The sequence below is a fragment of the Peribacillus sp. Bi134 genome, from assembly GCF_918698065.1.
GTDB lineage: Bacteria > Bacillota > Bacilli > Bacillales > DSM-1321 > Peribacillus.
Genome location: NZ_CAKKLN010000019.1, coordinates 1 through 25,655 on the forward strand (window position 1 = coordinate 1; position 25,655 = coordinate 25,655).

The 25,655-nt window shown below is 39.5% G+C and carries 21 protein-coding genes, 1 rRNA gene and 1 riboswitch; of the genes, 18 read left to right on the forward strand and 4 right to left on the reverse strand.

What is annotated here, in order from left to right; all coding sequences use genetic code 11:
• Position 1: 1 nt before the first annotated feature.
• Positions 2-117, forward strand: a 5S ribosomal RNA gene (rrf, locus tag LQ188_RS26095).
• A 277-nt stretch (positions 118-394) separates the two neighbouring features.
• Positions 395-1,234, forward strand: a complete 840-nt coding sequence (locus tag LQ188_RS26100; protein ID WP_230178864.1) for a tyrosine-type recombinase/integrase — start codon at positions 395-397, stop codon at positions 1,232-1,234.
• Positions 1,235-1,432: 198 nt separating this feature from the next.
• On the opposite strand, the gene LQ188_RS26105 is transcribed toward LQ188_RS26100, so the two are convergent.
• Positions 1,433-4,564, reverse strand: a complete 3,132-nt coding sequence (locus LQ188_RS26105) for an efflux RND transporter permease subunit (RefSeq protein WP_230178866.1) — start codon at positions 4,562-4,564, stop codon at positions 1,433-1,435.
• A 189-nt stretch (positions 4,565-4,753) separates the two neighbouring features.
• Between LQ188_RS26105 and LQ188_RS26110 the strand changes: the two genes are divergently transcribed.
• The 5 genes from LQ188_RS26110 (at position 4,754) to LQ188_RS26130 (ending at position 10,505) form a co-directional block, all read left to right on the forward strand.
• Positions 4,754-5,632 (forward strand): TetR/AcrR family transcriptional regulator, encoded by an 879-nt coding sequence (locus LQ188_RS26110; protein ID WP_230178868.1) that lies wholly within the window; start codon positions 4,754-4,756, stop codon positions 5,630-5,632.
• A 132-nt stretch (positions 5,633-5,764) separates the two neighbouring features.
• A complete protein-coding gene (locus LQ188_RS26115) occupies positions 5,765-6,658 on the forward strand; it encodes a YegS/Rv2252/BmrU family lipid kinase (RefSeq protein WP_157831175.1) in 894 nt (297 codons plus the stop codon).
• Positions 6,659-6,788: 130 nt separating this feature from the next.
• Entirely contained in the window at positions 6,789-7,451 is a 663-nt protein-coding gene (locus LQ188_RS26120) for a hypothetical protein (RefSeq protein WP_230178869.1), read from the forward strand.
• A 14-nt stretch (positions 7,452-7,465) separates the two neighbouring features.
• The gene (locus LQ188_RS26125) at positions 7,466-8,725 is read left to right on the forward strand and encodes an efflux RND transporter periplasmic adaptor subunit (RefSeq protein WP_230178872.1); all 1,260 of its coding nucleotides are present in this window, start codon (positions 7,466-7,468) and stop codon (positions 8,723-8,725) included.
• 201 nt (positions 8,726-8,926) lie between these two features.
• A riboswitch (cyclic di-AMP (ydaO/yuaA leader) is annotated at positions 8,927-9,074 on the forward strand.
• Between the two features lie 171 nt (positions 9,075-9,245).
• Positions 9,246-10,505, forward strand: coding sequence for a cation:dicarboxylase symporter family transporter (locus tag LQ188_RS26130; RefSeq protein WP_230178874.1), 1,260 nt, complete (start codon positions 9,246-9,248; stop codon positions 10,503-10,505).
• 59 nt (positions 10,506-10,564) lie between these two features.
• Here LQ188_RS26130 and LQ188_RS26135 read toward each other — a convergent pair whose 3' ends face one another.
• Positions 10,565-11,308: a class I SAM-dependent methyltransferase gene (locus LQ188_RS26135; protein WP_230178875.1), complete on the reverse strand. Its 744-nt coding sequence runs from the start codon at positions 11,306-11,308 to the stop codon at positions 10,565-10,567.
• Positions 11,309-11,522: 214 nt separating this feature from the next.
• Between LQ188_RS26135 and LQ188_RS26140 the strand changes: the two genes are divergently transcribed.
• From LQ188_RS26140 to murF, 4 genes are all read left to right on the forward strand, one after another.
• A complete protein-coding gene (locus tag LQ188_RS26140; RefSeq protein ID WP_230178876.1) occupies positions 11,523-12,305 on the forward strand; it encodes a hypothetical protein in 783 nt (260 codons plus the stop codon).
• Positions 12,306-12,433: 128 nt separating this feature from the next.
• Complete coding sequence (locus LQ188_RS26895; RefSeq protein WP_290370151.1) at positions 12,434-12,565, forward strand: hypothetical protein; 132 nt, start codon at positions 12,434-12,436, stop codon at positions 12,563-12,565.
• 122 nt (positions 12,566-12,687) lie between these two features.
• Positions 12,688-13,770 carry a D-alanine--D-alanine ligase gene (locus tag LQ188_RS26145; protein WP_230178877.1) on the forward strand — a complete coding sequence of 361 codons (1,083 nt, stop codon included), beginning with the start codon at positions 12,688-12,690 and terminating at the stop codon, positions 13,768-13,770.
• A 152-nt stretch (positions 13,771-13,922) separates the two neighbouring features.
• Complete coding sequence (gene murF / locus LQ188_RS26150; RefSeq protein WP_230178878.1) at positions 13,923-15,305, forward strand: UDP-N-acetylmuramoyl-tripeptide--D-alanyl-D-alanine ligase; 1,383 nt, start codon at positions 13,923-13,925, stop codon at positions 15,303-15,305.
• A 49-nt stretch (positions 15,306-15,354) separates the two neighbouring features.
• Here murF and LQ188_RS26155 read toward each other — a convergent pair whose 3' ends face one another.
• On the reverse strand, positions 15,355-16,506 hold the full coding sequence (locus LQ188_RS26155; RefSeq protein ID WP_230178879.1) for a PP2C family protein-serine/threonine phosphatase: 1,152 nt from the start codon (positions 16,504-16,506) through the stop codon (positions 15,355-15,357).
• 1,355 nt (positions 16,507-17,861) lie between these two features.
• Between LQ188_RS26155 and LQ188_RS26160 the strand changes: the two genes are divergently transcribed.
• The 3 genes from LQ188_RS26160 to LQ188_RS26170 all read left to right on the forward strand — a co-directional run bounded on the left by LQ188_RS26160 (position 17,862) and on the right by LQ188_RS26170 (position 21,479).
• Complete coding sequence (locus LQ188_RS26160; protein WP_202190667.1) at positions 17,862-19,361, forward strand: DEAD/DEAH box helicase; 1,500 nt, start codon at positions 17,862-17,864, stop codon at positions 19,359-19,361.
• Positions 19,362-19,498: 137 nt separating this feature from the next.
• On the forward strand, positions 19,499-20,023 hold the full coding sequence (locus LQ188_RS26165) for a PH domain-containing protein (protein WP_230178880.1): 525 nt from the start codon (positions 19,499-19,501) through the stop codon (positions 20,021-20,023).
• The gene (locus LQ188_RS26170; RefSeq protein ID WP_230178894.1) at positions 20,016-21,479 is read left to right on the forward strand and encodes a PH domain-containing protein; all 1,464 of its coding nucleotides are present in this window, start codon (positions 20,016-20,018) and stop codon (positions 21,477-21,479) included. The genes LQ188_RS26165 and LQ188_RS26170 overlap by 8 nt, the downstream gene beginning before the upstream one ends.
• 26 nt (positions 21,480-21,505) lie before the next feature.
• On the opposite strand, the gene LQ188_RS26175 is transcribed toward LQ188_RS26170, so the two are convergent.
• A complete protein-coding gene (locus LQ188_RS26175; RefSeq protein WP_101225987.1) occupies positions 21,506-22,096 on the reverse strand; it encodes a rhomboid family intramembrane serine protease in 591 nt (196 codons plus the stop codon).
• A 108-nt stretch (positions 22,097-22,204) separates the two neighbouring features.
• Here LQ188_RS26175 and acpS point away from each other — a divergent pair, with 108 nt between their 5' ends.
• The 4 genes from acpS to LQ188_RS26195 all read left to right on the forward strand — a co-directional run bounded on the left by acpS (position 22,205) and on the right by LQ188_RS26195 (position 25,652).
• The gene (acpS, locus tag LQ188_RS26180) at positions 22,205-22,555 is read left to right on the forward strand and encodes a holo-ACP synthase (protein WP_101225986.1); all 351 of its coding nucleotides are present in this window, start codon (positions 22,205-22,207) and stop codon (positions 22,553-22,555) included.
• A 242-nt stretch (positions 22,556-22,797) separates the two neighbouring features.
• The gene (locus tag LQ188_RS26185) at positions 22,798-23,802 is read left to right on the forward strand and encodes an outer membrane lipoprotein carrier protein LolA (protein ID WP_101225985.1); all 1,005 of its coding nucleotides are present in this window, start codon (positions 22,798-22,800) and stop codon (positions 23,800-23,802) included.
• 242 nt (positions 23,803-24,044) lie between these two features.
• Positions 24,045-25,208 (forward strand): alanine racemase, encoded by a 1,164-nt coding sequence (gene alr / locus LQ188_RS26190; RefSeq protein WP_101226001.1) that lies wholly within the window; start codon positions 24,045-24,047, stop codon positions 25,206-25,208.
• A 162-nt stretch (positions 25,209-25,370) separates the two neighbouring features.
• Entirely contained in the window at positions 25,371-25,652 is a 282-nt protein-coding gene (locus LQ188_RS26195) for an antitoxin EndoAI (RefSeq protein ID WP_034306380.1), read from the forward strand.
• Positions 25,653-25,655 lie beyond the last annotated feature (3 nt).

Genomic DNA, 25,655 nt, shown 5'->3' on the forward strand with positions numbered 1-25,655 from the left:
GTTTGGTGGCGATAGCGAAGAGGTCACACCCGTTCCCATTCCGAACACGGCAGTTAAGCTCTTCAGCGCCGATGGTAGTTGGGGGTTTCCCCCTGTGAGAGTAGGACGCCGCCAAGCCATTTAAAAAGACCCGCCATCCGGCTGGTCTTTTTTTGCCGTTGTCAATCCTTCAGTATCTTATATTTTAAAACTGTTAAAAAGCAGAGAAGTAAAAGGACCATAAACAATGTTATATGCAGTATACATGGTAGGGCATACTATGGATGCATACTAATTTTTACTTCTATCTGCATTATCCATATCTGATTAATACAAAGGGACAGAATTCTTCGTTTCTACAGGGATATATGTTAAACTTAACGTAGTTCTGAAACTGTCATTGGGGGAATAGCCGATGGATACCTCTGCTAAAGATGAAATGATTTTTTCGTTTGCTGAATGGTTGAGAGACCAAGGCAAATCAGCTAATACGATCAAAACGTATACTGGTGTCCTTTCACAGTTTTGTGACCAGACACAAAAGATATTGATGGAGATTCATTCTGAAGATGTTCAGGGTTATCTTGATTATTTAGAAAATTGCAAGAAAAGCCCAGGGACTATCGAAAAACACTATATCGCCTTAAATGTTTTCTTTAAATTTTTAGGTAAACCGCAAGTGATGCTTTCTGTGGAACGTAAGGTTAAGGAGCACAAGCTTGAGGTACCTGAAACTTTAAGCATAAATGAGCAGCAGATCCTGTTAAGAGATATAGAAGCAGAAGGAAACCTAAGAAACATTGCCATCGTCTACCTTTTGTTACATACAGGAATCCGCGTCTCCGAATTATGTGACTTGAATGGCCGCGACGTCATCATGGAAACAGAACGAAATTATATACTTGTCAGGAACGCAAAAGGTGAAGTCGATAGATCCGTTCCCCTTACAATATCGGCTATACAGCATATACAGAATTATCTTCTTTCTTTAAAAGAAAAAGCAGATCCGTTATTCATCTCAAGCTATAATCAAAGGATCACTCCGAGGTCAGTTCAATATATATTAAAAAAATACAATGTGCATCCACATAAACTGCGACATACCTTTTGCCAAAGGTTAGTGGATAATGGAATAGATATACAAACGATTTCCAAGCTTGCCGGTCATAAAGATTTAAATGTAACGAAGCGTTATCTAAAAGAAAAATCGCTGGACCTGGCAAATGCGATAGACCAAACTTTCACCAAACATTAATCCATAGAAATTAAAAGGGAAAGCGAGCTCTTTCCCTTTTTTTTGTTTATATATTTAAAACAAACAAATTTCCTTGGAAATGAAATGACGAATAGGACGTGAGGGCCTGTGAAGTTGTATTTATAAGAGCATATTGTGCATTGTTTAATCAAGAAAGAGGGGATTCCTAATATAAGGAATCCCCTCTTTTTTAATTCTTTACTTAACTGTTTTTTTCTTCTTTTTACCTATTTTCATTATGACTTCATATACTACCGGTACTATTACAAGTGTTAGCAATGTAGAACTCACAAGTCCGCCAATAACGGTAATCCCCAAACCTTGTGATATTAATCCACTGCCTTCTGCACCGATTGCCAGAGGTATTAAAGCGCCGATTGTGGCAAGGGCAGTCATCAGGATTGGACGTAGACGGGTAGAACCTGCCTCGAGTAAAGCTTCCCTGATAGATAGCCCGGATTCTTCATTCTTGATAACACGGTCCACTAATACGATGGCATTGGTTACAACGATACCAATAAGCATTAGTACACCCATCATTGCTGAAACGCTGATGGTCTCACCTGCAACGAATAGCCCTGCCAATGCCCCGATTACCGTAAATGGTAGGGAGAAGAGAATGGCTATTGGTGCTAAACCACCATGGAAAGTAACGACAAGGACAAAGTATACGATAGCAACGGCCGCTAACATAGCGATACCAAGTTGAGTGAATGATTCCTGGATATCTTCCGTCACTCCGCCATAGTCTATAGTGACGCTTGCGGGAAGGTCTAATTTATCAACTTCCTTTTGTACATCTGCTGTTACTGCTGCCACATCATCCGTTTTGATTGTTGCAGACACGTCGGCATAAATTTTTCCATCGCGGCGGCTGATTGTATCGGAAGCTTTGCCTTCTTCGATTTTCACAAGCTCTTTCAATGGGATTTCCATTCCCATTGGAGAAGAAATTTTAGTATTCTCAAGATCTTTTTTGTCTTCGAATGTCGTTTCTTTTGTCTCGACATATACTTTGACTTCTTCTCCATCTTTCTTAATGGTAGTTAAAGCATCATCCTTATTCGTATTGGCAATGGACATGCCAATTTGTGCAGCTGTCAGTCCAAGGTCACTTAGCTTTTCTTGGTCTGCAACTAGAGTGTATTGCTCATAAGCATCGGAAAGACTTGTATCAACATCTTTTAAATCTTTATTTTTCTTCATGATATTTTGAATATCATCAATTACCGGTTCAATATCTTTTTGTGTATTTCCGTAAACAAATAGAGTGGTTTCGTTGCTTGATGTTGACGTGAAATCTTGTTGTTTCCATGTTCCAGGTGAATCAAGTTCAGTTAATTCTTTTATGACGGTTTCTTTTTTGTCCCCGAAATCTTCAGTGTCTTCATCATAGAGTACATAGAAGAGAGCAGAGTTACTCGAGCCGCCCATCATGCCGCCGCCCATCATGCTTTCACCAAGTGTGTATTGAACGGTCTTCACATCGTCTTTATCCATGAAGTATTTTTCTACTTTTTCTGTTTGCTTTTCAATATCTTCTTTTAACTCTCCAGGTGCGGGAGTGTAAGTGACGATAATCGTTTTTTCTTCATCTGCAGGCATGAAGCTGACACCGATGCTTGGGATCAGGAATAAGCTGCCGACCAATAATACAATGGCTGTACCGAAAGTGATTATCTTATGGTTTAACGACCAATCCAGTGCTTTTCGGTAGAATGCTGATAGTTTGCTTGGTTTTTCTTCATGTGATTTTAATTCTTTTTTAGATAGTCCCTTTTTAAACAAAGAGTCTGCCATTGCCGGAACAAGAGTGATGGCGATTATTAATGAAGCGACCAATGCGAACACCATTGTTAAGGCGAATGGCATGAATAGTTCCCCGACAGGTCCTGTAACGCTGGCTAAAGGCAGGTATACGGCTACAGTAACGATTGTCGATGAAAGGATAGGGATGAACATTTCCTTAGTGGCTGATCGTATTAATTCGCCGCCTTTTAATTGTTCGCCTTTTAAAGCCATTCTTCTATAAATATTTTCAATGACGACAATGGAATCATCGACTACTCGGCCAATGGCAACCGTCATGGCCCCAAGTGTCATGACATTCAATGAAATATCCATTTGTTTGAGCACCAAAAGCGCTGCTAACAGGGATAATGGAATCGAAATGACGGAAATGAGAGTCGTTTTAAAGTTCCTAAGGAACAGCATGATAACAATGACGGCAAACAGACAGCCGAAGAGTGCCTTACTGATCATGGTTTCAACAGAATCTTTAATCGGTTTAGCTTGATCGAGCGTAGTGTGTACACTTACGCCTTTAAACTCTTCTTTGAAATTAGAGGCTTCTTCGTTTACTTCGTCTACGATTGCAACTGTATCGGCATCAGGTGATCTTGTAACCTGGATTCCAATCGATTCGCTACCGTTTGTTCTTGAAATCGATTCGGCCTTACCGGTGATTTTAACATCGGCAATTTCTGATAATTTGACATTTTGCATTTGGGCAGGACCTGTTGCCATGTCAGGAGTTGATTGATTGGTTTCCGGTCCGGTTTGTGCTGGCGTTCCTGTTTGAGAGCCGCCGGTTAAAGGTATCTTTATATTTTTCAGGTCTTTTAATGTGGAGATGTTTCCATCCACAACGATCGTTTTTTCTTTATCATCAAAGTTATATATGCCAAGCGGCATGTTTACGTTTGCGGCCTGGATAACCTTCTTTACGGTATCTTCATCGAGCCCGTATTGAGCCATCTTTTCCTCGTCGAATACAAGGCTGCCTTCATTTACTTGTTGTCCGGAAATTGATACGGATGTCACGCCGTCAATCCCTTCAAGTTTAGGCACCAACACCTCTTCGACGTTTTTTGTAAGAGCTGGTAAATCAGACCCCTTATCTGTTACACTGAGTGCGACGACAGGAAAAGCGTTTAATTCTAATTTAGAGACGCTTGGGGCATCCACTCCCTCAGGCAGTTCTAATTTCTCTAAAGCTTCTTTCACTTCTTTTACAGCGTCGTCCATATCCGTATCATAATCATATTGTAACTGGACGGAAGAGGCATTAGCCATGGACGAAGAACTGACTAATTCGACTCCTGGCAAATTTGTTACTTTCTGCTCAATCTGGTCCGTAAGTTTATCTGCTACTTCTTCAGGTGCAGCTCCAGGATATACAGTGGAGATGCTTATTAAAGGAGTCGAGATGCTTGGAATGGTTTCTTGTTTCATGTTTAAACCTGAGTATAAACCAGCTGCAACGATGATGATCGTAAGCAACCAGATTGCCAATTTATTCTTTAATGAAAATTTAATTATTGAATTCAAGCTTGTACCCTCCATACATAAAATTGTGACTATTCGGTCATAGACTCAAATATATAGTATATGGATTATGATTGCAACAGATAATATCCGCTAGTGTTAACGTTGTGATTTCAAGGGTTTTGGGATACAATTTGGGAGATGTGACCCATCGGTCACCAAAGGATAAATTTAAGAGATGGGATGAATTTGATGAAAGAAAAAAATAAGATGATCATAGATAAATCTGTAGAGCTTTTCGCGGAGAAAGGCTATCATGCCACTTCCGTTCAGGAAATTGCTGAAAAGTGTGGGATAGCAAAGGGGTCTTTTTATAATCATTTTAAATCGAAGGAAGAATTACTGGTCTCCATTTTTAAATTTTATTATGAAGCGTTGACGGACTCATTGCTTGATCTTGAACTGGATGCTTCATTGTCCAGTAAAGACAAGTTCATGAGGCAAATCACAGTTCATATTGAGCATATGACGGGAAATACCAATTTGATTCAAATGATGATGCAGGAACAAATGGTTCATATCAGCAAAGAACTAGATAAATTTTTACATTATATCCATGAAGAGGGCTTGATTTGGTTCAAGCGTAAAATCATTGAGTTATACCCGGGACTTTCAGCTGATCTTTTGCCGGATTGCACCATAATTTTGGACTCACTTTTCAAAGGATATATCGGAATATTGATCAGGAAACAAAATGCTTTTGATGTGGAATTATTACCTAGCTTCATATTGAACCGGATGGATTCAATTATCGCAAGCCTGCAGAACATGGAAGATCCATTATTGAAACAATTTCCCCTACCGGGATGCTCGATGCGGGATATGAGCCCAAAAGAAGAAATCCATTCGATCATCGTCAGGATGCTGGAAGTGGAAACACGTAAAGAAGAGGGAATGGATACACGTAAAAATATGGAAGCTTTAAAGGTAATCCAGGAGGAATTTTCAAAAGCTAGTCCAAGCCCGATCATCTTGGAAAGTCTTTTGTTATTTTTGGAAAAAAATGAAAAAAGGAGTCCCTTGTCTTCAAAGCTTATCTTGATGATGAAGGATTATTTGACAAGTATATGAAAGCTTTACCGAAAGGGGCGTATAGCCTCTTTTTTTTCATTTGATCTTAATGAGTTTCAAAAGCGGAGGTTTAGGAAAAGGTAAAATTGAAGGGAGGAAGACCATTCTTTCAATAATATGGGGGCGAAAATCATGCGATGGAAAAAGGGAATGCTGATTTATAATGAAAATGCCGGTAATGATAAACTCGAAAGGAATCTTGAGGGTTGTCTTCCGATAATAGCTCCACATATTGATGAGTTTCTCATTCTGCAAACGAAGGAAAAGGGCGATGCATGCCGTTTTTGCTTGGAATATGGTGAAGACATGGATGTAGTTTTCGTATTAGGAGGAGATGGAACGGTACATGAGTGTGTAAATGGCCTTTCGCCGCTTCCGAGGCGGCCCCTGTTTGGGGTTTTACCTGGAGGGACTTGCAATGACTTCTCCAGAACATTAAAGATTCCTCAAAATGTTCGTCAAGCTGCGGAAGCATTAGTGAATGGCAAAGTTCGTTCAATTGATATTGGGCAGGCCAACAACGATTATTTTTCTAATTTTTGGGGAGTAGGGCTTATTTCAGATGCATCAAGCAATATTGATGAGCAGGAAAAAAGCAGGTTTGGTAAGATAGGATATTTATTAAGTGCTATAAGGACAATTGGCGAGAATGCTCCCTTTTCCTATAAGCTAAAATATGATGGGAATGTTATCGAAGGGGAAGCGGTTATGATTTTGGTTTTGAATGGTTGTTTTATCGGCACCAATTTATTGCCCTTTCCCATGATTAGTCCGGATGATGGACTCTTCGGCGTTGCCATCTTGGAAAATGCAAGCCTTGGTACATTTTTAGAAATAATAGCGATGAAGCGTTCATGGACACAAAATATGATCTCTGACTCTGGGGTGACTTATTTAAATGCCGATACCCTGACCATTGAAACCAAGAGGCCGCTTGATGTGGATATGGATGGAGAGAACTATAGACGAACCCCTGCACGCATTAAAGTCCTTGCCCGACATTTGTCAGTATTAACTCCAAATTAGTATGGTGGGATTAAATATGAATGGGAATGATTATGTGTTTTTTTTGTATATTCATTCCTTATTTCTGCAATTGTTTCCAAAATAAGATAAAATATATGAAGATATATCAATTTTTGCAGGAGGACCACATATGGTGTACCAGGTCAGATTGTTAAAGGGCATTTTAGAGCCTCATCGGAGTCGTTATCAGCTTCAAAATGCAGAGGCAGTCACAAAGCTTGGATTGAAATTACTATTTTTATATTTTCTTAGTCTTATAGTATTCGCCATTGGGGGATATTTTGGCATTGGTTCAGAATCATTCTCCAAAGAAATCACGAAAATGAGTGCCGGTGAATTCGAAGCAGCAAAGCTGCTGATTATGAGCGGCAACATAATAACAGGCATAATCGACCCTTCCATATACATATTTTTATCAGCTCTATTCTTTTGGATCGTTACTGATATCCCATATATAAAATTAGTCATCGTTCAAATGATTCTTTTTGTTTTGCAATTAGTGGAAAAAACATTACTGATTCCTCTATTCGTATTAATGGATATAGGCAGCGATGCCAATCCATTTTCATTGGGGATCATCAGTCAGTATTTTCTCAGAAATGATTATTTCATTCACTTTTTCAGCGGAATCACCATTTTTCAATTTCTTATTATTGCTCTGCAATATTTTTATTTAAAGCAGTTTTCAGAACGAAATAGTTATTTGGTCCTTTTAATGATTGTTCTATTCTATCTGGCCACATGGTTTGTTAAAGCCTTTTTAGCATACATCCAAGTAGGCGTATTTGTATAAGGCGGGTGAAATGAATGAGCGGGAAATGGAAAATTGCAGCGGTCTCCATTGCGTCGATAGTCTTAATAACCGTTAACTTATACCTTATTGAAAAAAAAGAAAGCAAAGTGGAACGAACTGTTTTCGTTGAAAACTGGACTAAGGTAAAAAAAGATACAATTACGGATACTATTCAAACAAATGGGGTAATTAAACCTGTAGAAGAGTATGATATCTATTTTGACACCAAGAAAAATGATTTTAAGAAATTCCTTGTTAAAGAAGGCGATGAGATTACGGCTGGCTCCTCGTTGTTTGAGTATACGACGACCGAACTTGATGCTCTTAAAGCGAACTTGGAAGCGGAGAAAACGGCAGCTGAGGGAGAAATTGCAGGTATTGAGGAATACATAGGGAAGTTGAGGTCCTATCAAGGGACCATGACCAGTAATCCTGAAAAAGCAACCATTGATGAATCGGTGGAAAAAAACTTGAAAATTGATATAACAACAAGTTCCTCAGATCTTATTAAAAGTAACATTGAGCAAGAAATGTACAAGCAGGAACTGGAAAAAAACAGCTTGAATGAAAAAGTGAAAATGCTTGAAGCTAAAATAACTTCAATTGAGGAGCAGTCCAGTGCGATCGTGTCAACGAGTGAGGCTGATGGTGTAGTTAAAAATATCAATAAAAACCTGAGTAATCCCATTATATCCATCGTTTCAACAAATATGGCAATTGAAGGGGATTTCTCTGAAGAGGAAATGAAAAAGGCTGAAGTGGGCATGACTATAAAAGCAAGTTCCTCTGATTCAAAAAAGGCATTGAAAGGGACGATAGGTCGCATCCATTCCTATCCCGCTGAAGAGCCGTCATTAAAAAAGGATAACAGATTTCCATTTCAGGCACTAATCGAACCGGAAGGTGAAGAAACGGAAGCTTTGTTGGTGGGATCCAAAGTGAATCTTACTGTAATAACCAATGAGAAAGCCGGTGTACCCTCAATTCCTATAGAAGCCATAAAAAACCATAAACAGCCTTATATTTACAAATTGACTAAAAATGGCTATGTGGATAAACATTACATTACAAAAGGGCTTAAGGCTGAAGGGAAGCAAGAAATCATAAACGGACCGTCGGTAGGTGACGTCATTCTAATGGAGCCGGATGTGTCGAAGAACCATTCTTATTTCATTACCCCAATCCAATTTGGAAAAGTGAAGGCAGCAACTTATAAAAAATTCACCTCTAGGGAAAAAGTAAGATATCTGTTACTTGGCGTATTGGAAAAATAACCGCTTCTTTCATCAAGAGAGGTGATGTCAAATTAGTGATTAATTATATATCAATATAACTTATATTATTAAAAATCGGGAAGAGTAATTATAGATACAATAGTCTCTAATGCAGAATATTCAGACATATTTAAAGATTTTTTCTAGAACTAATGCGAATAAATATTTACAGATTATCATTTTTAGTATAATATTTTATTATAAGTTAACTCGCTTAATCTTATTCCAAGAACGGGGGACCCATTTTTGTGGATTTTATCCGCTAGGGGTGAATTCAGAAATGAAAGGGCATTTGTGTTTCCAATTCCTAACCCGACAGCTAACCTCGTCAGCGTCTTTAAGGGAACATGTGTGAATATTCACGCCAATAAGAAATCGACACATGAAGTGTCTTTTTTTTCGGCGTAAAGACAGAGTTTTTCAAAAAAGAAAAATTACTTTCTTTTATTAGTATCTTGTTTCCCTTACCGAGACAAAAATGTTTTTGCATCAAAGACTTTATGGAAGGTGAGGAAAGTAAATGAAGAAATTCAAATTAAGTTTAGCTAGCCAAATTTTCATTGGTTTAATTTTAGGGATTATCGTTGGTGCCATTTTTTATGGTAGTGAGACGGCCCAAAACTTTTTACAGCCATTCGGAGACATTTTCCTACGAATGATTAAAATGATTGTAGTACCAATCATTGTGTCAAGTCTTATCGTTGCAGTTGCAGGTGTAGGCGATTTAAAATCAGTAGGTAAACTTGGAGCTAAATCAATATCATACTTTGTTGTAGTAACTATGATAGCGATTGCTGTTGGTTTAATTTCAGCGAATATCATCCAGCCTGGTGTTGGTGTAAATATGGACAAGCTAGAACAAACTGATATTTCTACCTATGTTGATACAGCAGAAACTAAGCAACATGAATCGTTCGTAGATACAATCGTTCACATTGTGCCATCCAATCCAGTTAAAGCCATGGTAGAAGGCGATATGCTAGCGATCATTTTCTTCTCCGTGTTGTTTGGACTTAGTATTGCGGCCATCGGTGAAAAGGGTAAACCAGTATTCCGTTTCTTCCAAGGTGTAGCTGAAGGAATGTTCTACCTAACTAACATGGTCATGAAATTCGCTCCTATCGGTGTATTTGCACTAATCGGTGTGACGATCTCCAAATTCGGTTTGGAATCTTTAATTCCGTTAGGAAAGTTAGCGCTTTCTGTTTACGGAACAATGATTTTCTTTGTAATAGTCATTCTTGGTCTTATTGCGAAATTTGTCGGATTCAATATCTTTACGTTGATTAAACTTCTAAAAGAAGAATTGATTCTTGCTTTCTCTACTGCAAGTTCAGAAGCGGTTCTTCCTAAGATCATGGAAAAAATGGAAAAAGCGGGATGTCCGAAACATATTGCTACATTTGTTATTCCGACTGGATATTCTTTTAACCTTGATGGTTCTACATTATACCAAGCGTTAGCAGCTATCTTCATCGCTCAAATGTACGGAATCGATTTAAGCATGTATGAGCAAATTACGCTAATGCTAGTGTTAATGATCACATCCAAAGGGATTGCGGGTGTACCAGGTGTATCTTTCGTAGTTCTTTTAGCGACATTGGGAACTGTCGGTATTCCTGTTGAAGGTCTAGCATTCATTGCCGGTATTGACCGTATTCTTGATATGGGACGTACAGTAGTAAACGTTATCGGTAATTCACTTGCGGCAATCGTTATCTCTAAATGGGAAGGTCAATTCAACCCGCCTTCCAAAAAAGAATTAGAACAAGTTTCTTAATACAAAAAATCCAGAGTGAAATGTCACTCTGGATTTTTTTTGAATTAAAATGCGCTTCCTTACTTTTGGACGATCCAGAAGCGGCAATCGGAAGAGAAAGCGATGACATCATCATTTTCATGGAATAATTCACTTCGATAAAAGCTTTCGATAACTTTGAACCGTGCTTCTTCCAGGCATTCAAGTACTTCAAGTTTAGTTGGGATATGTAGGTAAGTATCTTCTTGAAGCGTCTTTCCGGATGTGAAAATATCCCCGAGTTCATAAAGCCTCTCATCTTGTTTACCAACACACCAAATCATTTCCTCTTGCTCCCAGAAGTTCAGGTAATTTTCGTTTTTATCACGGTCATGTGTTGTGAAAATGAAGAGCCCTTTAGGTTTTAAAATACGGTTGATTTCTTTTAAAGCCAATGTGCGGTTTTTTCGCTGGGGAATTTGCATTAAACCATTAAAAGCGAAGATTGCTTTATCGAATGATGAGTCGTTGAAAGGGAGGTCGGTTGCATCGCCAAGGATAAAGGGTATGTCCAGGTTATATTCATGGGCTATTTTTTCGGCTTCATAAAGCATGGCAGGAGTCAGGTCGATTCCCGTTAGATTTTGAAATCCTTTTTTATATAGTGCGAAGGTGGTCCTTCCTGTACCGCAACCGATATCAAGGATTGCATCTTCCTGATTTAAATATTTTTCGAATGCATATTTCTCTGATTGCCACAGACCTATTTTTTTAGTTGCATCAGCATAGACGGAAACGGCTCCATGAAAAGAATTAATGATAAAACCTTTTTCAATTTTATCCATGATTTAATCCTCCAATCCTTCATTCTTACTATAATATGGATACTTTGAGCTAGTCGAGTGTGTCCCTTAACATTTGGGTTAATATGGAGTACATGTTTCGCATTATTCACATGGTGCTGATGATGATTAATATTGGGGGTTATATAACTTACGTGAAAACCCAAAAGTTTGGTAAAATAATATTATTGATTAAGAGCTCGGAGGGGGTCAGGTTATGAAGAATGATAGCAATGATATCTTATATATGTATATGCAGGCTTCTGAACGGTTTGTCCTTTTTAATGGACTCAATTTTCGTGAATTCGTCTATTCGCTGCCATATACGTTGGATTCCATCTTATTATTGAAACATGAATTCAATGGCGGGGAATACAATTTGAATGTCCTGCTAGAGAGTGCTTCATCTGAAGATATTGCGAAGCTCGTTAAAGAAAATGTCCGGGCATATGGAGATTTCTGTTGGATCGATTTTGAAGAAAGAGAAGGGTTGGATGAATTGGATGGAAGGGAAATAGCGGAACTATTATATTTAGGGCATGCAAAAACTCATCTGGATCCTCCATTTTTCCGTAAATTGAATAATCAATTTGTGTACCTTGCCCAGGATGATGGCTGGTTCAATAAAATTTATTTTCGTTCTCTTTCGACATATTATATGATGTTAGGAAGCCTGATTCCGCTAAAGCTGGAGCTTTTAAAAGTAGAGAGGACTTGGCTTGGAATCAGAAAGAAAAGAGAGCTGACGGCGATTCCGGCAGAAATCATTGCTTCCTTGGCTCATATTCTGGCAGAGGGGCTCGTTTTTTCCTTTCGGCATGTTAAGTATACAAGAACAAAGATTGAGATACCGGCATGGGTTGTAGGGGATTATTTAAACATGGATGAAATGCATGATGACTTTTCAGATAGAGATATTAAGGAGCCAGATGCCTTTATTACCTTCAATCGAAAAGAAAGGGTATGGGAAAGCGTTATTAAAAATACATCATTCTCCTGATTATCCCAACTTCCGAGGTTCGTGGCTTGGATTATTTGACACTCTTGAAATTTTTCAGGTGTAAGACTTACCATCTCATGCATAAAAGATAAGAGAGGGCGGCGCGCAGGGTGTGGCGGTTTTAACCTGTGTTCCGCCTAATAGTAATCATTGGAAAAGCGCCAATGATGGAAGTTTCGCTTTACCCCGCATTAACAGGCTGTAAGGGAAGCGGCGGCAATTGTAATGAAAAAGAAATGTGGTGGGTCAACAGCCTGTAAATGCCCGATTGGCTCAACTAACCATCATTGGAAAAGCGCCAATATGGAAGTTTCGCTTTAACCATTTTAGTGTAAAGTGATACAATGAACATGGTTAAAAGAATATTGGAGGGTAATAACTCATGAAAACTAAACTTGGTTTGCTTTATGGTGGAAAATCTGCGGAGCATGAGGTTTCTATGCAGACGGCTTTAGCGGTCATTAAAGCTCTCGATTTAGCAAAGTTTGATATATATCCGATTTACATAACAAAAGAGGGTTCATGGATTAATGGACCGAAGTTAACAGGACCTGCCGAGAGTGTGGAGGCTTTGACATTTACATCGGATAAATCTAGCTCGCCTCTTGCCTTGCAGGCACATTCAACTGATGAAAATAGTGAATCAACAGGGTATGACGTGATTTTCCCATTGCTTCACGGACCGAATGGAGAAGATGGGACCGTGCAAGGGATGCTGGAACTATTGAACCTTCCTTATGTAGGGAATGGCGTTTTGGCTTCATCAGCAGGAATGGATAAGGTCATCATGAAAAACATTTTTGCCCAGGCGGGACTTCCTCAAGTCAAATACACTTGGTTCATTCGTTCTGAATGGGAGAAGAATACTGAAAGTGCCATTAAAAAGGTAGCGGATGAATTGGGTTACCCTTGTTTTGTCAAACCTGCCAATTTAGGCTCCAGTGTCGGTATCAGCAAATGTGATGATGCTGATGAACTGGAAAGAGCTGTAGCGGAAGCTTTCCAATTCGATCGGAAAATCATCATTGAAGAAGGGGTCGTAGCTCGTGAACTCGAGTTTGGAATACTTGGTAATGATGAACCGTCTTGTTCGGTGGCAGGCGAAATCATCCCTAAGAAAGATTTTGCCTTCTATGATTATTCAGCAAAATACGTTGACGGTAATTCTGCAATGGTCATTCCAGCGGAGATAACGGAAAGCGAGTATGTGGCTTTATCCGAAATGGCCATTACTGCCTTTAAGTCATTGGATTGCTCTGGATTGGTTCGCGCTGATTTCTTCTTAACGAATGAGGGGCAAATCTATATTAATGAAGTGAATACAATGCCTGGGTTTACTCCTTTCAGCATGTTTCCGTTATTGTGGAAGCACACAGGTGTCGACTATCCAGCTTTAATTGAAAAACTCGTGAAACTTGCCTTGGAACGTCATCAGGAAAAACAACAAATCAAATATACAGTTTGATCATGCAGGTAATGTATCAGTAAACTCCACAATCCATCAAGCATTGATTTGATGGATTCCAATCAGCAGGAACCGGTGCGATTTAAACTGGTTTCTGCTTCGTTTGGTTAATGGAGAGCGATTAACGGTCCGATGAATGTAGGAGGAACAAAATGATAAAGAGAACGTTAAAACAAGTACATGAAATGGCAGATGGATTGAATGATATCAGTCCATTCCAGTCCGAAGGGATTAATGGGGTCACCATCGATTCAAGAACGGTTAAGGAAGGATGTTTGTTCATTCCGCTTAAGGGTGAGCAGGTTGACGGCCATCAGTATGTCAAGCAAGCTTTAGAGCAAGGAGCTGCGGCTTCTTTTTGGCAAAGGGATGTTCCGAATCCTCCTGATGATTTACCGATAATCATTGTCGAAAATACCGAGAAAGCACTTCAGCAATTGGCGCGTTCTTACCGTCAGCAGTTGAATATAAAAGTCATTGGGATAACAGGCAGCAACGGTAAGACGACTACGAAAGATATGACGGCTGCGCTGCTGGCCACTACCTATAAAGTTCATAAAACAAGTGGAAACTTCAATAATCATTTAGGTTTGCCACTAACAGTGCTTTCCATGGCGGAGGATACTGAAGCGGCTGTGTTGGAAATGGGAATGAGCAGCCGCGGTGAAATCGAGTTCTTATCCAAAATGGCAAAGCCTGATGTAGCGATCATTACCAATATCGGTGAATCACACTTATTGGATTTAGGATCACGCGAGGAAATCGCGAATGCGAAGTTGGAAATTGTCGAAGGTTTGGCGAAAGATGGAACGCTGATATACCATGGTGATGAACCATTGCTCCGCGATCGTATCAAAAAGGATTTTCCTGATTTAAACGTAATATCTTTTGGACGCACGGAACAAAATGATTTATATCCACAGACCATTAGCCAAGGTGCAGACAGTACCACGTTTACAATCGCAAGCGGTGATAAGGAAACCAATTATGAGATACCCGTTTTAGGCAATCATAATGTTCTTAATGCGTTGGCAGCAATCTTGGTTGCTAAAGAATTCAATGTGGATGATTCAGCGATCCGTAAAGGTCTGTCGACCATTCAATTAACGAATATGAGGATGGAATTGGTCGAGGGCGCGAAAGGGCAGAAAATCATCAATGATGCGTATAATGCCAGCCCAACTTCAGTTAAGGCAGCGGTGGAGTTGGTTGAGGGCTTATCTGGATTCGAAAAAAAGATACTTGTATTGGGAGACATGTTGGAGTTAGGGCCACAGGAAAAAGACTTTCATTTGAAAATTGGTGAATTGATTTCCAGTGAGCGGATCGATAAGATCTTCACATATGGTCCTTTAGCCGAGTTTATTGCCAAGGGAGCGAGCAAGGCGTTTTCATCGGAGCAGGTTCGTCCTTTTCAAGATAAGCAGAAGCTTATAGAGGAACTGAAATCGTCCACACAGGAAAATGACATCATACTTGTTAAAGCTTCCAGGGGCATGAAGCTGGAGGAAGTCGTTCAAGCTCTGCAAAAATAAAAAACATGGATAAGGCCGTTTCTTTTTTGAAACGGCCCTTTTATCGTGCTTAAAAAAGTGTCCCGGCAATAATGCAGATGTCGTCGTTGATGACTGAATGCCTCATCCTTGAGACCAATAGCTCCTGAAGGAGGTCTTGTGTATCGAGATGGACATTTTCGATGAATTCCCTTTCGATATGGTCAGATCGGTCAATGGCGGAAGGTAGGGGCGTTTTAGAGAGTCCATCTGTATAGATGATGAAACGGCTTCCTGGCTCATACTGAAAGACTATTTTTTTAATGGGCAATTCGGGAATCGGTCCGTTTGGGGTGGCCCCTTCGTTCAAATTGAGAATTTGGTTGGTGCATGGGGAATACAAAAAAGCTGAAGGAAGACCGTAATTCACATATTCGATGAGCCGATCCTTTGTATTCACGTATGCGATGAAGGCAGTAATGCGAGCCTTGTTTTTGTTTTCCCGATTAACTCCTTGAAATAAATCCCGCATTAGATTATCCAGTTCCTTTGTTATGAAAATGGGGTCTTTTACACGTTTGATAAGGTCGGGGATCAATGTGCGTAGGGACATGTTTATAAGTGCTGTATGAATGCCCTCTTCCAATACATCGATCATTATGAAGCCGTATATCCTGTCATCAACCTCCGTCCAGTAAAATAAATCCCCTGACAGTTCACTTGAAGGCTGGGAAAGGCCTTTGACCTCTATATCTTCATTATTGATCGACAAAGGTAAACCTGAAAGTTGAATGCCCTTTGCGATTCTCAGGCTCCTTGCTGATTTTTGGTGTATCATTTCAAGCTCTTGCCCCTTCATTTTTGCCGAAAACAGCTGCATGCTGATGTTTCGGAGTGACTTTAATTTAATTCGGACTTCCACTGAATCGGCAGGGACCGCCATGGTTTCATAAAAGGTATTTTCCGGTAAGGTCTGAGGGGTCTCCATTCCTGAAGTGCGTTTGTAAATGAATAAGATAGGGATTTCGTGAGATTCAGCCAAAGCGTACAAAGAAGTTTGCTGCCAAGAGTCTTTTGATAGGTGTAAAGGTAGAATGAATAATGATTTCATCATGTCTGTTGAATTCTTGAATAGATGACTTTGATTGAGTGGATCCTCCAAAAAGGTGACTTTCTTGTTCATTTTCTTTAAGATTCGACCAATATCCTTACATAAAGGAACATCTATTGTGAATATGTTCATATAACCCCCCGTTATTTTGTTGATAGGTCAATCATACTGCATTTATACTCATTTGCTATAATTTTTAAGCAAAAAGATGGAATTTTCAAAAATCAGATGCTTCCATATACCTGTAAATTCAATGGTAATTCATGATAAGTCCTTTCTTTTTCAAACGTGGGGAACCGTGGAAGGGTGTTTATCATTAAAACTAATCCTTGTTTGTTGAAACTATTTGATTTAAACACATATCATATATAAATGGATGATCGTTTTGTGAAAATTTAAATGGATACAGTAAGTCGACTAGAGGCCGGAATGCTTTCATCTCGAACCATGATTTTAAAAGGACTAAGTTACTGTTTTGTGAAATCCTCCTAATTGGATTTCTGAAACCACTGGAACGGTTTTTAAATAAAAAAACTGTAGGCAAACTCGTTTTCTTCGAATTTGTCTAAGTTTGAATCCACTTACGCATAAATGGATATAGTAAAACGGTGATCCTATTGATGAAATAATCAGTCCATGTGTTTTTTTAGCCTATTATTGAATGAACAAGACATATTCTTACTCAAAAGTGTCACAGCTGCATATTTAACAGGAAGAAATGACTAATTTTTTCATTTTTGAAACTGTCTAAAGTTTTTAGTAACTCTGAATGGGCGATATCCTTTATTGCATTAACAGTTTGAAAATGGTAATATGAGTATGAGTTTAAATGTCTTATCATTGATGATTATTTAAAATTAATCAGGTTGAGGCAACAAAATTGTATGTTCTTACATGTTTCATGAGTTCATTCTTGAGATTATTTTAGATTAAATAGGCCTCGCGTCTGGTCATATATAAAAGCTGCATCTCTTGGCGGCTTTAGTAGCTATTAGGGAATCAAGCCGCATTTAAGCGCTTTTCCACTTCTGCAAATCCTCAACGCACCGGGCCTGTTTTGTAAGAATCTTGGCTCTCGTCAAGTTTTGTTCATACAGTCTTTTTAAGTCTGATGAATAATAGGTGCAGCAGCCCTCACCTGAATAAAACGGTGAAACACCCGTTTATGCTACTTTTAATTTTCCATATTGAATTTAATTTTGGTTACATGTACTTTTAAAAAGATGAGCGTAGGTTAATGATAAGTCTACACGTGCGCGAAGTTAAAAATGCCAGTGAATGTCCGTACTGGTATATTTCCTTTTTAAAAAATCATATTGAGTTCATTTGAACTAAAAGGCAGACATACTTTTAGGTGATAATGATAAACTTTTTATAAGAGATAAAGAAGAACATCCGTCATGATGATGAGGATTTGAACTAAAACATCTGTGCATGATCCATGAATGCACGTGTAAATTTACGATATAAAAAGGAGTACGAAAACATTGACATTGTTTAGCGAATTAGGATTAGATAGAACGTCCATGAAATCAATAGAAAAAATGGGATTTGAAGAAGCGAGCCCGATTCAATCCCAAACGATACCTCTAGCACTTGAAGGTAAAGATATAATCGGTCAAGCGCAAACAGGAACAGGTAAAACAGCAGCATTCGGTATTCCATTGATGGAAAACATCGATATTAATAACGAAAACGTGCAAGGGATTGTCATTGCACCTACACGTGAGCTTGCCATTCAAGTTTCCGAGGAACTTTTCAAGCTTGGTTACGGAAAACGCGCTCGAGTACTTGCTGTTTATGGTGGACAAGACATCGACCGTCAAATCCGTGCTTTAAAGAAAAAACCACATATTATCGTTGGTACGCCTGGTCGTCTTTTAGACCATATCAAACGTAAGAATATCAAATTAGGCGGAGTTCATACTGTAGTTCTTGATGAAGCTGATGAAATGCTTAACATGGGATTCATTGAGGATATCGAATTGATCCTTTCAACGGTTCCTGATGAAAGGCAAACATTGCTTTTCTCAGCTACAATGCCTGATCCAATCCGTAAAATTGCTGAAAGATTCATGCGGGAACCCGTTCTTGTACGTGTAAAAGCAAAAGAAATGACAGTGGATCGTATCGAACAATATTACTTGGAGTTAAAAGAAAGTGAAAAATTCGATACACTTGCACGCCTTTTCGATATTCAAACACCGGATCTTGCGATCGTCTTCGGACGTACGAAACGCCGTGTCGATGAATTGGCATCTGCATTGAATATCCGCGGTTATATGGCTGAAGGCATTCATGGTGACCTTAGTCAGGCAAAACGCCTTTCTGTTTTGAAAAAGTTTAAAGACGGCAGCATCGATGTACTCGTTGCTACTGATGTTGCTGCACGTGGACTTGATATTTCAGGCGTTACTCACGTATACAACTTTGATATCCCTCAAGATCCGGAAAGCTACGTTCACCGTATTGGACGTACAGGACGTGCGGGTAAACATGGTATAGCCATTACGTTTGTAACACCAAGAGAAAGAGGCCAACTGCATGCAGTTGAACATACAACGAAAAAACGTATGGAGAAACTTAAGACTCCTACGTTAACTGAAGCGTTGGAAGGTCAACAAAAAGCAGTAACGGAAAAAATCCTTAATACAATCGAGAATGAGGATTTAACTTTATACCTTGGTCAAGCGGAAGAATTATTACAAAAACATAGCGCAGCGGATTTAGTTGCAGCCATGCTTAAATCAATGACAAAAGAACCGGATCAAACGCCTATCAAGTTAACGGAAGAATCTCCATCTCCAATGCGTCGCAATCGCGGAGGAAGCAGTTCTTCTGGCAACAGACAGCGCAATGGCCGCAGTTCTTCAGGCAGAAAAGATTACGGTAGCGGATCAGGGAAACGCCCAAGCGCGAACCGTAAATCGAATGGTTACGGAAACCGTAGCACGAGCCAAAAAAGAGAAAAAACGAATAAGATTTAATTGAATTGGAAATGCCGCTCATTTGAGCGGCATTTTTTATGTACATCTCCTTATGCTATGGTATCCGAATGGTTAAGGGTTTTTGGAAAGGGGTTAATTTCCAGTATTTAATTATAGTATAATGGATGAAAGCAAGGATGGATGATGATGATTCAATTAGCATTACCTGTCCGGAAGAGGAGAAGCACATGGAACCTGAAAATCGCATATCGAATAAGGCCTTGACCGTATGGAAAATCAGTGGTCTTATAAGCTGTTCAATAACCTGGATTTTAAGCATCGCCGTACTCGTGCTTACAATCATTTTTGATTGGACATATTGGGTGTTTGGAGCGTTGATCATAATTTCGATAATCCAATCCTATCTGGCCATATTTCTGATTCCATCGGTGAAATGGAAGAGGTGGCGTTACGAAGTAAGAAATACCGAAATTGATATCCAAAGTGGCATTTTCGTCATTAAAAGAACACTCATACCCATGATAAGGGTCCAGCATGTTGAAACGAAGCAAGGGCCATTATTGAGAAAATATGATTTAGCCTCCGTTGAAATTTCCACTGCAGCGACCCTTCATGTTATCCCAGCCTTGGACCTTGCAGAGGCAGATGAATTGCGGCAATATATTTCGAGAATGGCAAGTGTGGAGGAAGAAGATGTCTGATCCTAAAAGGCTTCATCCCATAGCTGTATTGCTTAACATCATTAAATCGATTAAGGAGTTAGTCATCCCTTTTTTATTAGTGGTCGTCATTCCTGGGAAGAATGAAGGAATTCCTGGATGGATACAACCGCTGGTCATTGCCATTATTATACTTTTGCTGATAGTCATGGCATTCCTTCAATGGTTACGTTTTACATATCGCATAGAAGAGGGCGAATTCAGAATTGAGTCCGGGGTTTTCGTAAGGAAGAAACGGTATATAAAGTTTGATCGGATCCATAGCATAGATATATCAGAGGGCATCATCCAGAGGATATTCAGCCTAGTGAAGCTGAATATTGAAACGGCAGGCGGGTCTCAGGCCGATGCTGTATTATCAGCCATAAGCAAAAGTGATGCTGAACGAATCAATGCTTTTATAAGTGAAGAAAAAAATGCGAAAAATATTTTTGATAATGATAAAGATGAAGTTGCGAATAAAGGATATGCAGCTAAATCGTCTTCCGTTTTTAAGCAGACATTGCCGCAACTATTCGTTATGGCTGCCACTTCGGGAGCGGTAGGTGTCTTCCTATCTGGGGCAATCGCTTTTATTTCACAGTTCGATGAAATGATACCTTTTGAGAGGATATTTAAGGATTATGAAGAGTTTATTGAAATGGGGACCATCATTCTGACCTTGTTTGCTCTGGTGGCTTTACTGGTGGTTTATGTACTGGCCACATTAAGTATGGTAATTAAATATGCTTCCTTTACCGTGTTAAAAACGGATGAGGAAATCGTTATTTCCAGAGGGCTTCTCGAGAAAAGACAGCTGACAATCCCTATCCATAAAATTCAAGGTATCCGGATCATGGAGAATTTGATTCGGAAGCCATTGGGATTGGCGACGGTTTATATTGAATATGCTGGAGGCAGTATGGAAGATAAAGAAAGTCTATCCATCATGCTGTTCCCTTTAATCAGGAAGAGGCATTTACATGAAAAAATCCTGGAAATTTTACCGGTTTATGAAACAACCATTGAGATGACACCGATACCTAAGCGTGCACTTTCCCGGTATGTGTTTCATAAGTTTCTGTACCTCATCCCGATCATCGGTGCCTTGGTATGGTTTTTAAGTCCTTGGGGTTATCTTTCCCTTTTGCTTGTACCGTTGACGATTTTTTGGGCTTACATGCAATATAGAGATGCAGGATGGAGCATAGATGGGAATTTGTTGCTATTGAGCAGCCGTTTTTTCTCGAAGCAAACATTGATCATGCAGAGAAGCAGAATTCAATCAATCACATATAAAAAAAGTTGGTTTCAAAATCGAAAAGAATTAGCAACGATTTCAGCGTCGGTCAAATCAGGAATCACCTCCCGGGTCGGCAAGGTTGCTGATGTGGAAGAAAAGGATTGCCTAATAATTAAATCATGGTATTCACCTAAAAAAACAGTCGACTCCCAATGATTGAAGGGAAGAGTCGGCTGTTTGTCCTACCATTTTTTTCTTAAATATAATGGAGCTGTTAAAAAGCCGGTTGCCAGTCCAGCCAGATGACCGATAACGTTGATCTGCGGTTGTATGAAGGTCATGATGACGGCAATTCCGGTCAGTGTATATACTGTATTTCTTTCGTTGTTCGTAAAATTGGTTTTATTGAAAAGTACAAGATATAGAAAGAATCCGAGTAAACCAAAAATTGCTCCGCTAGCACCTACGTGGTTATATGTCAGTGGGTTAATTAGAAAGGTTGCGATATTGGCAAGGATACCAGTCGATAAAAAGAAGATTGAAAACTTGATGGTTCCAAGTAATTTCTCTAGGAATGGACCGAAGATGGCAAGGGAGAATCCGTTAAACAGTAAATGTGTAAACGTGCTATGTAGAAAGATGGGGGTGATCAAACGCCACCATTGTCCATCAGCGATGTATAAGTTCACACCTGCGCCATAATAAAAGAGTACATTGCCGGGAAATATGGGGAAGAGGACAAGAACGAATACAATCATCATAATGAGTATGAGCACAGTAACAGCTCGATATGAATCTGCGTATTCGCGGAAGCCTTCTGTTCTTGTAAACATAAATTCCTCCTTGTTATCGTTTTTAATTAAATACAATATTATCATTTTCAGGTAAAAGAGTCCTCCTAATGATATGCAGCTTATTAAATTAATAGAAGAGGTGTCAAAGTGATTAAAGGTATAGGCGTGGACATTACTGAATTGGATAGAATGGAAACACTGATTAATCGGCAACCCCGTTTAAAGGAACGTATATTAACAGAAAAGGAAATCTTGATTTTCGAAAAGTTAAATGGAAGAAGGAAGGTCGAGTATTTTGCTGGGCGTTTTGCGGCAAAGGAGGCTTTTTCAAAAGCAAACGGAACAGGGATCGGTAAGCACTTATCCTTTTTGGATATTGAAATCATTTCGGATGATAAAGGAAAGCCGATGATTTCAAAGCCGTTTTCTGAAGGGGTCCATCTTTCGATTAGCCACAGCCGGGATTATGCGGTTGCTCAAGTCGTAATTGAAGGGTGAATGGAGTTTTGTCCATCGGGTCATAAACCTTTAGGTTGTCTCATATACATTTAGTGCTATAGGGAGACAAGGCCCGGTAAAAGGTACATGGCAGAGTAGGTGCTCTCGAAAAGTTTTTAGCCGGACTGAGAATGGGTCCGTGCCTAAAATACCGAGGAATCTAAGACATCAGTCGAGCCAATGTCCGGATCCTGCCTTTTCCTCTCCCTTTTACGTTCAAATGACAAAAAGGGGTTGAAAAGATGAAGAAGATGGTAATGCTTTTTGCAGGGATCATGCTCTTGCTTGCTCTTTCTGCTTGCGGCCAAAAATCACAGAGTGACGTAGTGAGTGAATTGAATGAGAAGCTTGGCGAAATGAAGGGATATAAAGCTAACGCGAAGATGACATTGAAGATGGGGACGGAACCTCAAGTGTATAATGTGGAGATTTGGCATAAGGACCCTTCTTTTTACCGCGTAAATCTGAAAAATGAAGAGAAGGATCAAAGCCAGATGATTTTGAAAAATGATGATGGTGTATATGTTCTGACACCAGCTTTGAATAAAAGTTTTAAATTTCAAAGCGAGTGGCCGGAGAACAGCAGTCAGGCCTATTTGTTCGAGTCGTTGGTGAAAGACATTACGGAAGATAAAAGTGCGACATATAAAGAAACGGATAAACATTATGTCTTTGAAACGAAAACACGCTACCAAAACAATAAAATGTTGCCATATCAAGAGATTACTATAAACAAAAAGGATTTATCCCCAGTCAGTGTAAAAGTCATGGACCCTGATAAGACCGCATTGGTACTAGTTGAATTCTCGAAAGTTAAATTCGATACGACTTTTGATAAGGATTCATTTGATATGAAGAAAAACATGACAAGTGCACAACTTGAAGCACCCGTTATGGCAGAAGTCCAAAATGAAGGATTTGCAGTGAAATACCCTGACAATATTGGTGATATGAATTTAACGGAAGAAAAAGAAATTACGACGGAAAAGGGAGAACGTGTCGTTTTGACCTATGAGGGTACAAAAAGTTTTACATTAGTTCAGGAGAAAGCTGAGGTAGTTCAAACTTCCGTTTCGACGAATGTTAATGGAGAACCGGTTGATTTGGGTTATACTGTCGGGGCCATGACAGGAAATACGATTGCATGGACTTTTGAAGGTGTCGATTATATGCTTGCATCAAAGGATTTGACACAGGAAGAGATGATAGAAGTCGCCCGTTCGGTTGGGGAAGAACCAGTCAAATAGGATTACATAACAAGCTGATGTTTCCCGTCTCCTTACGAAGGTTTCTTCTGGGTAGGATAGGCGGGAAAGCAGCTTGTTGACATTTTTAATCCTTCCAACTGATTTAGGCTCGCAGCTGGGAAATTAGAATCAAGGTGAAAAAGCACTTTATCTTTCTGGCGGTTGGTTATAGAATGTTCCTATAATGAAACGAAAACTTCGCTACTGGGAAGAATCTTATTGTGAGTGTAGGAAAGAAGGAAATGGTCTTGGAAACGAAAATATTTCATCGAGATACGTGGGCAGAAGTAAATTTGGATAAAATTTTTGAAAATATCTCTTCAATGAAACAAAGACTGGGAAATGGCGTTAGTCTTTTCGCTGTCGTTAAAGCGAATGCATATGGCCATGGGGACTATGAAGTGGCCAAAACGGCGCTTGAAGCGGGGGCGGATTTTTTAAGTGTCGCTTTTTTGGATGAGGCTCTTGCCTTACGAAAAAAGGGAATATTGGCTCCAATCCTTGTACTTGGGGCATCAAGGCCTGAAAGCGCAGCTCTTGCTGCCGAGTATGGGATTTCCGTGACGGTTTTCGATGTAGCATGGTTGGAAAAGGCAAAGGATTTGTTGAAACCGGGACAAGTTTTGCAAATCCATGTAAAAGTGGATAGCGGCATGGGTAGAATCGGCATTCGTGATAAAGGTCAACTCATGAAAGTGGAAAATTTGCTTGAGCGTGAAGCTTGTTTCAATTTCCAAGGGATATTCACTCATTTCGCGACGGCGGATGAAATGAAGACCGACTATTATGAAAAGCAGCTTGCTACATTTAAAGGGATGCTTTCCGTAATGACTGGAAAGCCTGAATATATTCATGCAGCCAATAGTGCAGCTTCTTTAAGATTCACCGATCCTGAATGGAATGCAATAAGAATGGGGATTTCCATGTATGGATTGAGTCCTTCCGTGGAGATGAAGCCGATATTGCCATACCCATTAAAACAGGCTATATCATTGAGAACGAAGATGGTTGCGGTTAAACAGCTTGCTAAGGGTGAAAGCGTTAGTTATGGAGCGACATATACGGCTGAAGGTGATGAGTGGATTGGGACTTTGCCAATCGGTTATGCTGACGGCTGGATCCGTAAGCTGCAAGGTCAGGAAGTTCTTGTGGATGGAAAAAGAGTACCCATAGTCGGGAGGATTTGCATGGATCAATGCATGATCAAGCTGCCTGGGCCATACCCTGTAGGAACAGAGGTCACACTGATGGGGAATGATGGGGATGAATCGATTACTGTCGATGAGATAGCGGCAAAACTGGAAACGATCAACTATGAGATAACATGTATGATTGGACCAAGAGTGCCCCGTGTGTATATAAAAGACAATCAGGTGAATCATGTACGCAACTTCATCTTGGAATGACCTGATTGTAAAAAAATCCTAAGATTGTGAATAAGATTTCCTTTATTATGCTGATAATAGGATTGAGAATAGAATATACTCTTTGCAGATAGGCATTTTAATGGTAATATTGAAAAGGATATATACAATAAAGGTGTGTAGTGATGGTGGAGGTGTATGTTTGTGTCTGAATCCAGCGCAACAAGAGAGATATTAATTCGATTACCTCAAAATTTTTTAACAGAGTTAGATGGGTATGCGAGTGAGGAAAATGTAAATCGCAGTGAATTTATTTATCGTGCCACAAAAATGTATCTTCGCGAACGTAAAAAGAAAGAGTTTCGCGAATCGATGAAACGCGGTTATATTGAAATGGCGGCCATTAACTTAACGATTGCTTCTGAAGCCTTCCAGGCTGAATTCGAGGCTGGTCATTGCGTTGAACGATTAGTTAGCGGAGGCTGAGCC

Excerpts from the sequence above, each read along its gene's own strand:
- murF (WP_230178878.1), top strand. The coding sequence starts at position 13,923 with ATGATAAAGAGAACGTTAAAACAAGTACATGAAATGGCAGATGGATTG.
- LQ188_RS26145 (WP_230178877.1), top strand. The coding sequence starts at position 12,688 with ATGAAAACTAAACTTGGTTTGCTTTATGGTGGAAAATCTGCGGAGCAT.
- LQ188_RS26100 (WP_230178864.1), top strand. The coding sequence starts at position 395 with ATGGATACCTCTGCTAAAGATGAAATGATTTTTTCGTTTGCTGAATGG.
- LQ188_RS26135 (WP_230178875.1), bottom strand. The coding sequence starts at position 11,308 with ATGGATAAAATTGAAAAAGGTTTTATCATTAATTCTTTTCATGGAGCC.
- LQ188_RS26185 (WP_101225985.1), top strand. The coding sequence starts at position 22,798 with ATGAAGAAGATGGTAATGCTTTTTGCAGGGATCATGCTCTTGCTTGCT.
- LQ188_RS26165 (WP_230178880.1), top strand. The coding sequence starts at position 19,499 with ATGGATGATGATGATTCAATTAGCATTACCTGTCCGGAAGAGGAGAAG.
- LQ188_RS26110 (WP_230178868.1), top strand. The coding sequence starts at position 4,754 with ATGAAAGAAAAAAATAAGATGATCATAGATAAATCTGTAGAGCTTTTC.
- LQ188_RS26130 (WP_230178874.1), top strand. The coding sequence starts at position 9,246 with ATGAAGAAATTCAAATTAAGTTTAGCTAGCCAAATTTTCATTGGTTTA.
- LQ188_RS26140 (WP_230178876.1), top strand. The coding sequence starts at position 11,523 with ATGAAGAATGATAGCAATGATATCTTATATATGTATATGCAGGCTTCT.
- LQ188_RS26120 (WP_230178869.1), top strand. The coding sequence starts at position 6,789 with ATGGTGTACCAGGTCAGATTGTTAAAGGGCATTTTAGAGCCTCATCGG.
- LQ188_RS26155 (WP_230178879.1), bottom strand. The coding sequence starts at position 16,506 with ATGAACATATTCACAATAGATGTTCCTTTATGTAAGGATATTGGTCGA.
- LQ188_RS26170 (WP_230178894.1), top strand. The coding sequence starts at position 20,016 with ATGTCTGATCCTAAAAGGCTTCATCCCATAGCTGTATTGCTTAACATC.
- alr (WP_101226001.1), top strand. The coding sequence starts at position 24,045 with ATGGTCTTGGAAACGAAAATATTTCATCGAGATACGTGGGCAGAAGTA.
- LQ188_RS26175 (WP_101225987.1), bottom strand. The coding sequence starts at position 22,096 with ATGTTTACAAGAACAGAAGGCTTCCGCGAATACGCAGATTCATATCGA.
- LQ188_RS26125 (WP_230178872.1), top strand. The coding sequence starts at position 7,466 with ATGAGCGGGAAATGGAAAATTGCAGCGGTCTCCATTGCGTCGATAGTC.
- LQ188_RS26115 (WP_157831175.1), top strand. The coding sequence starts at position 5,765 with ATGCGATGGAAAAAGGGAATGCTGATTTATAATGAAAATGCCGGTAAT.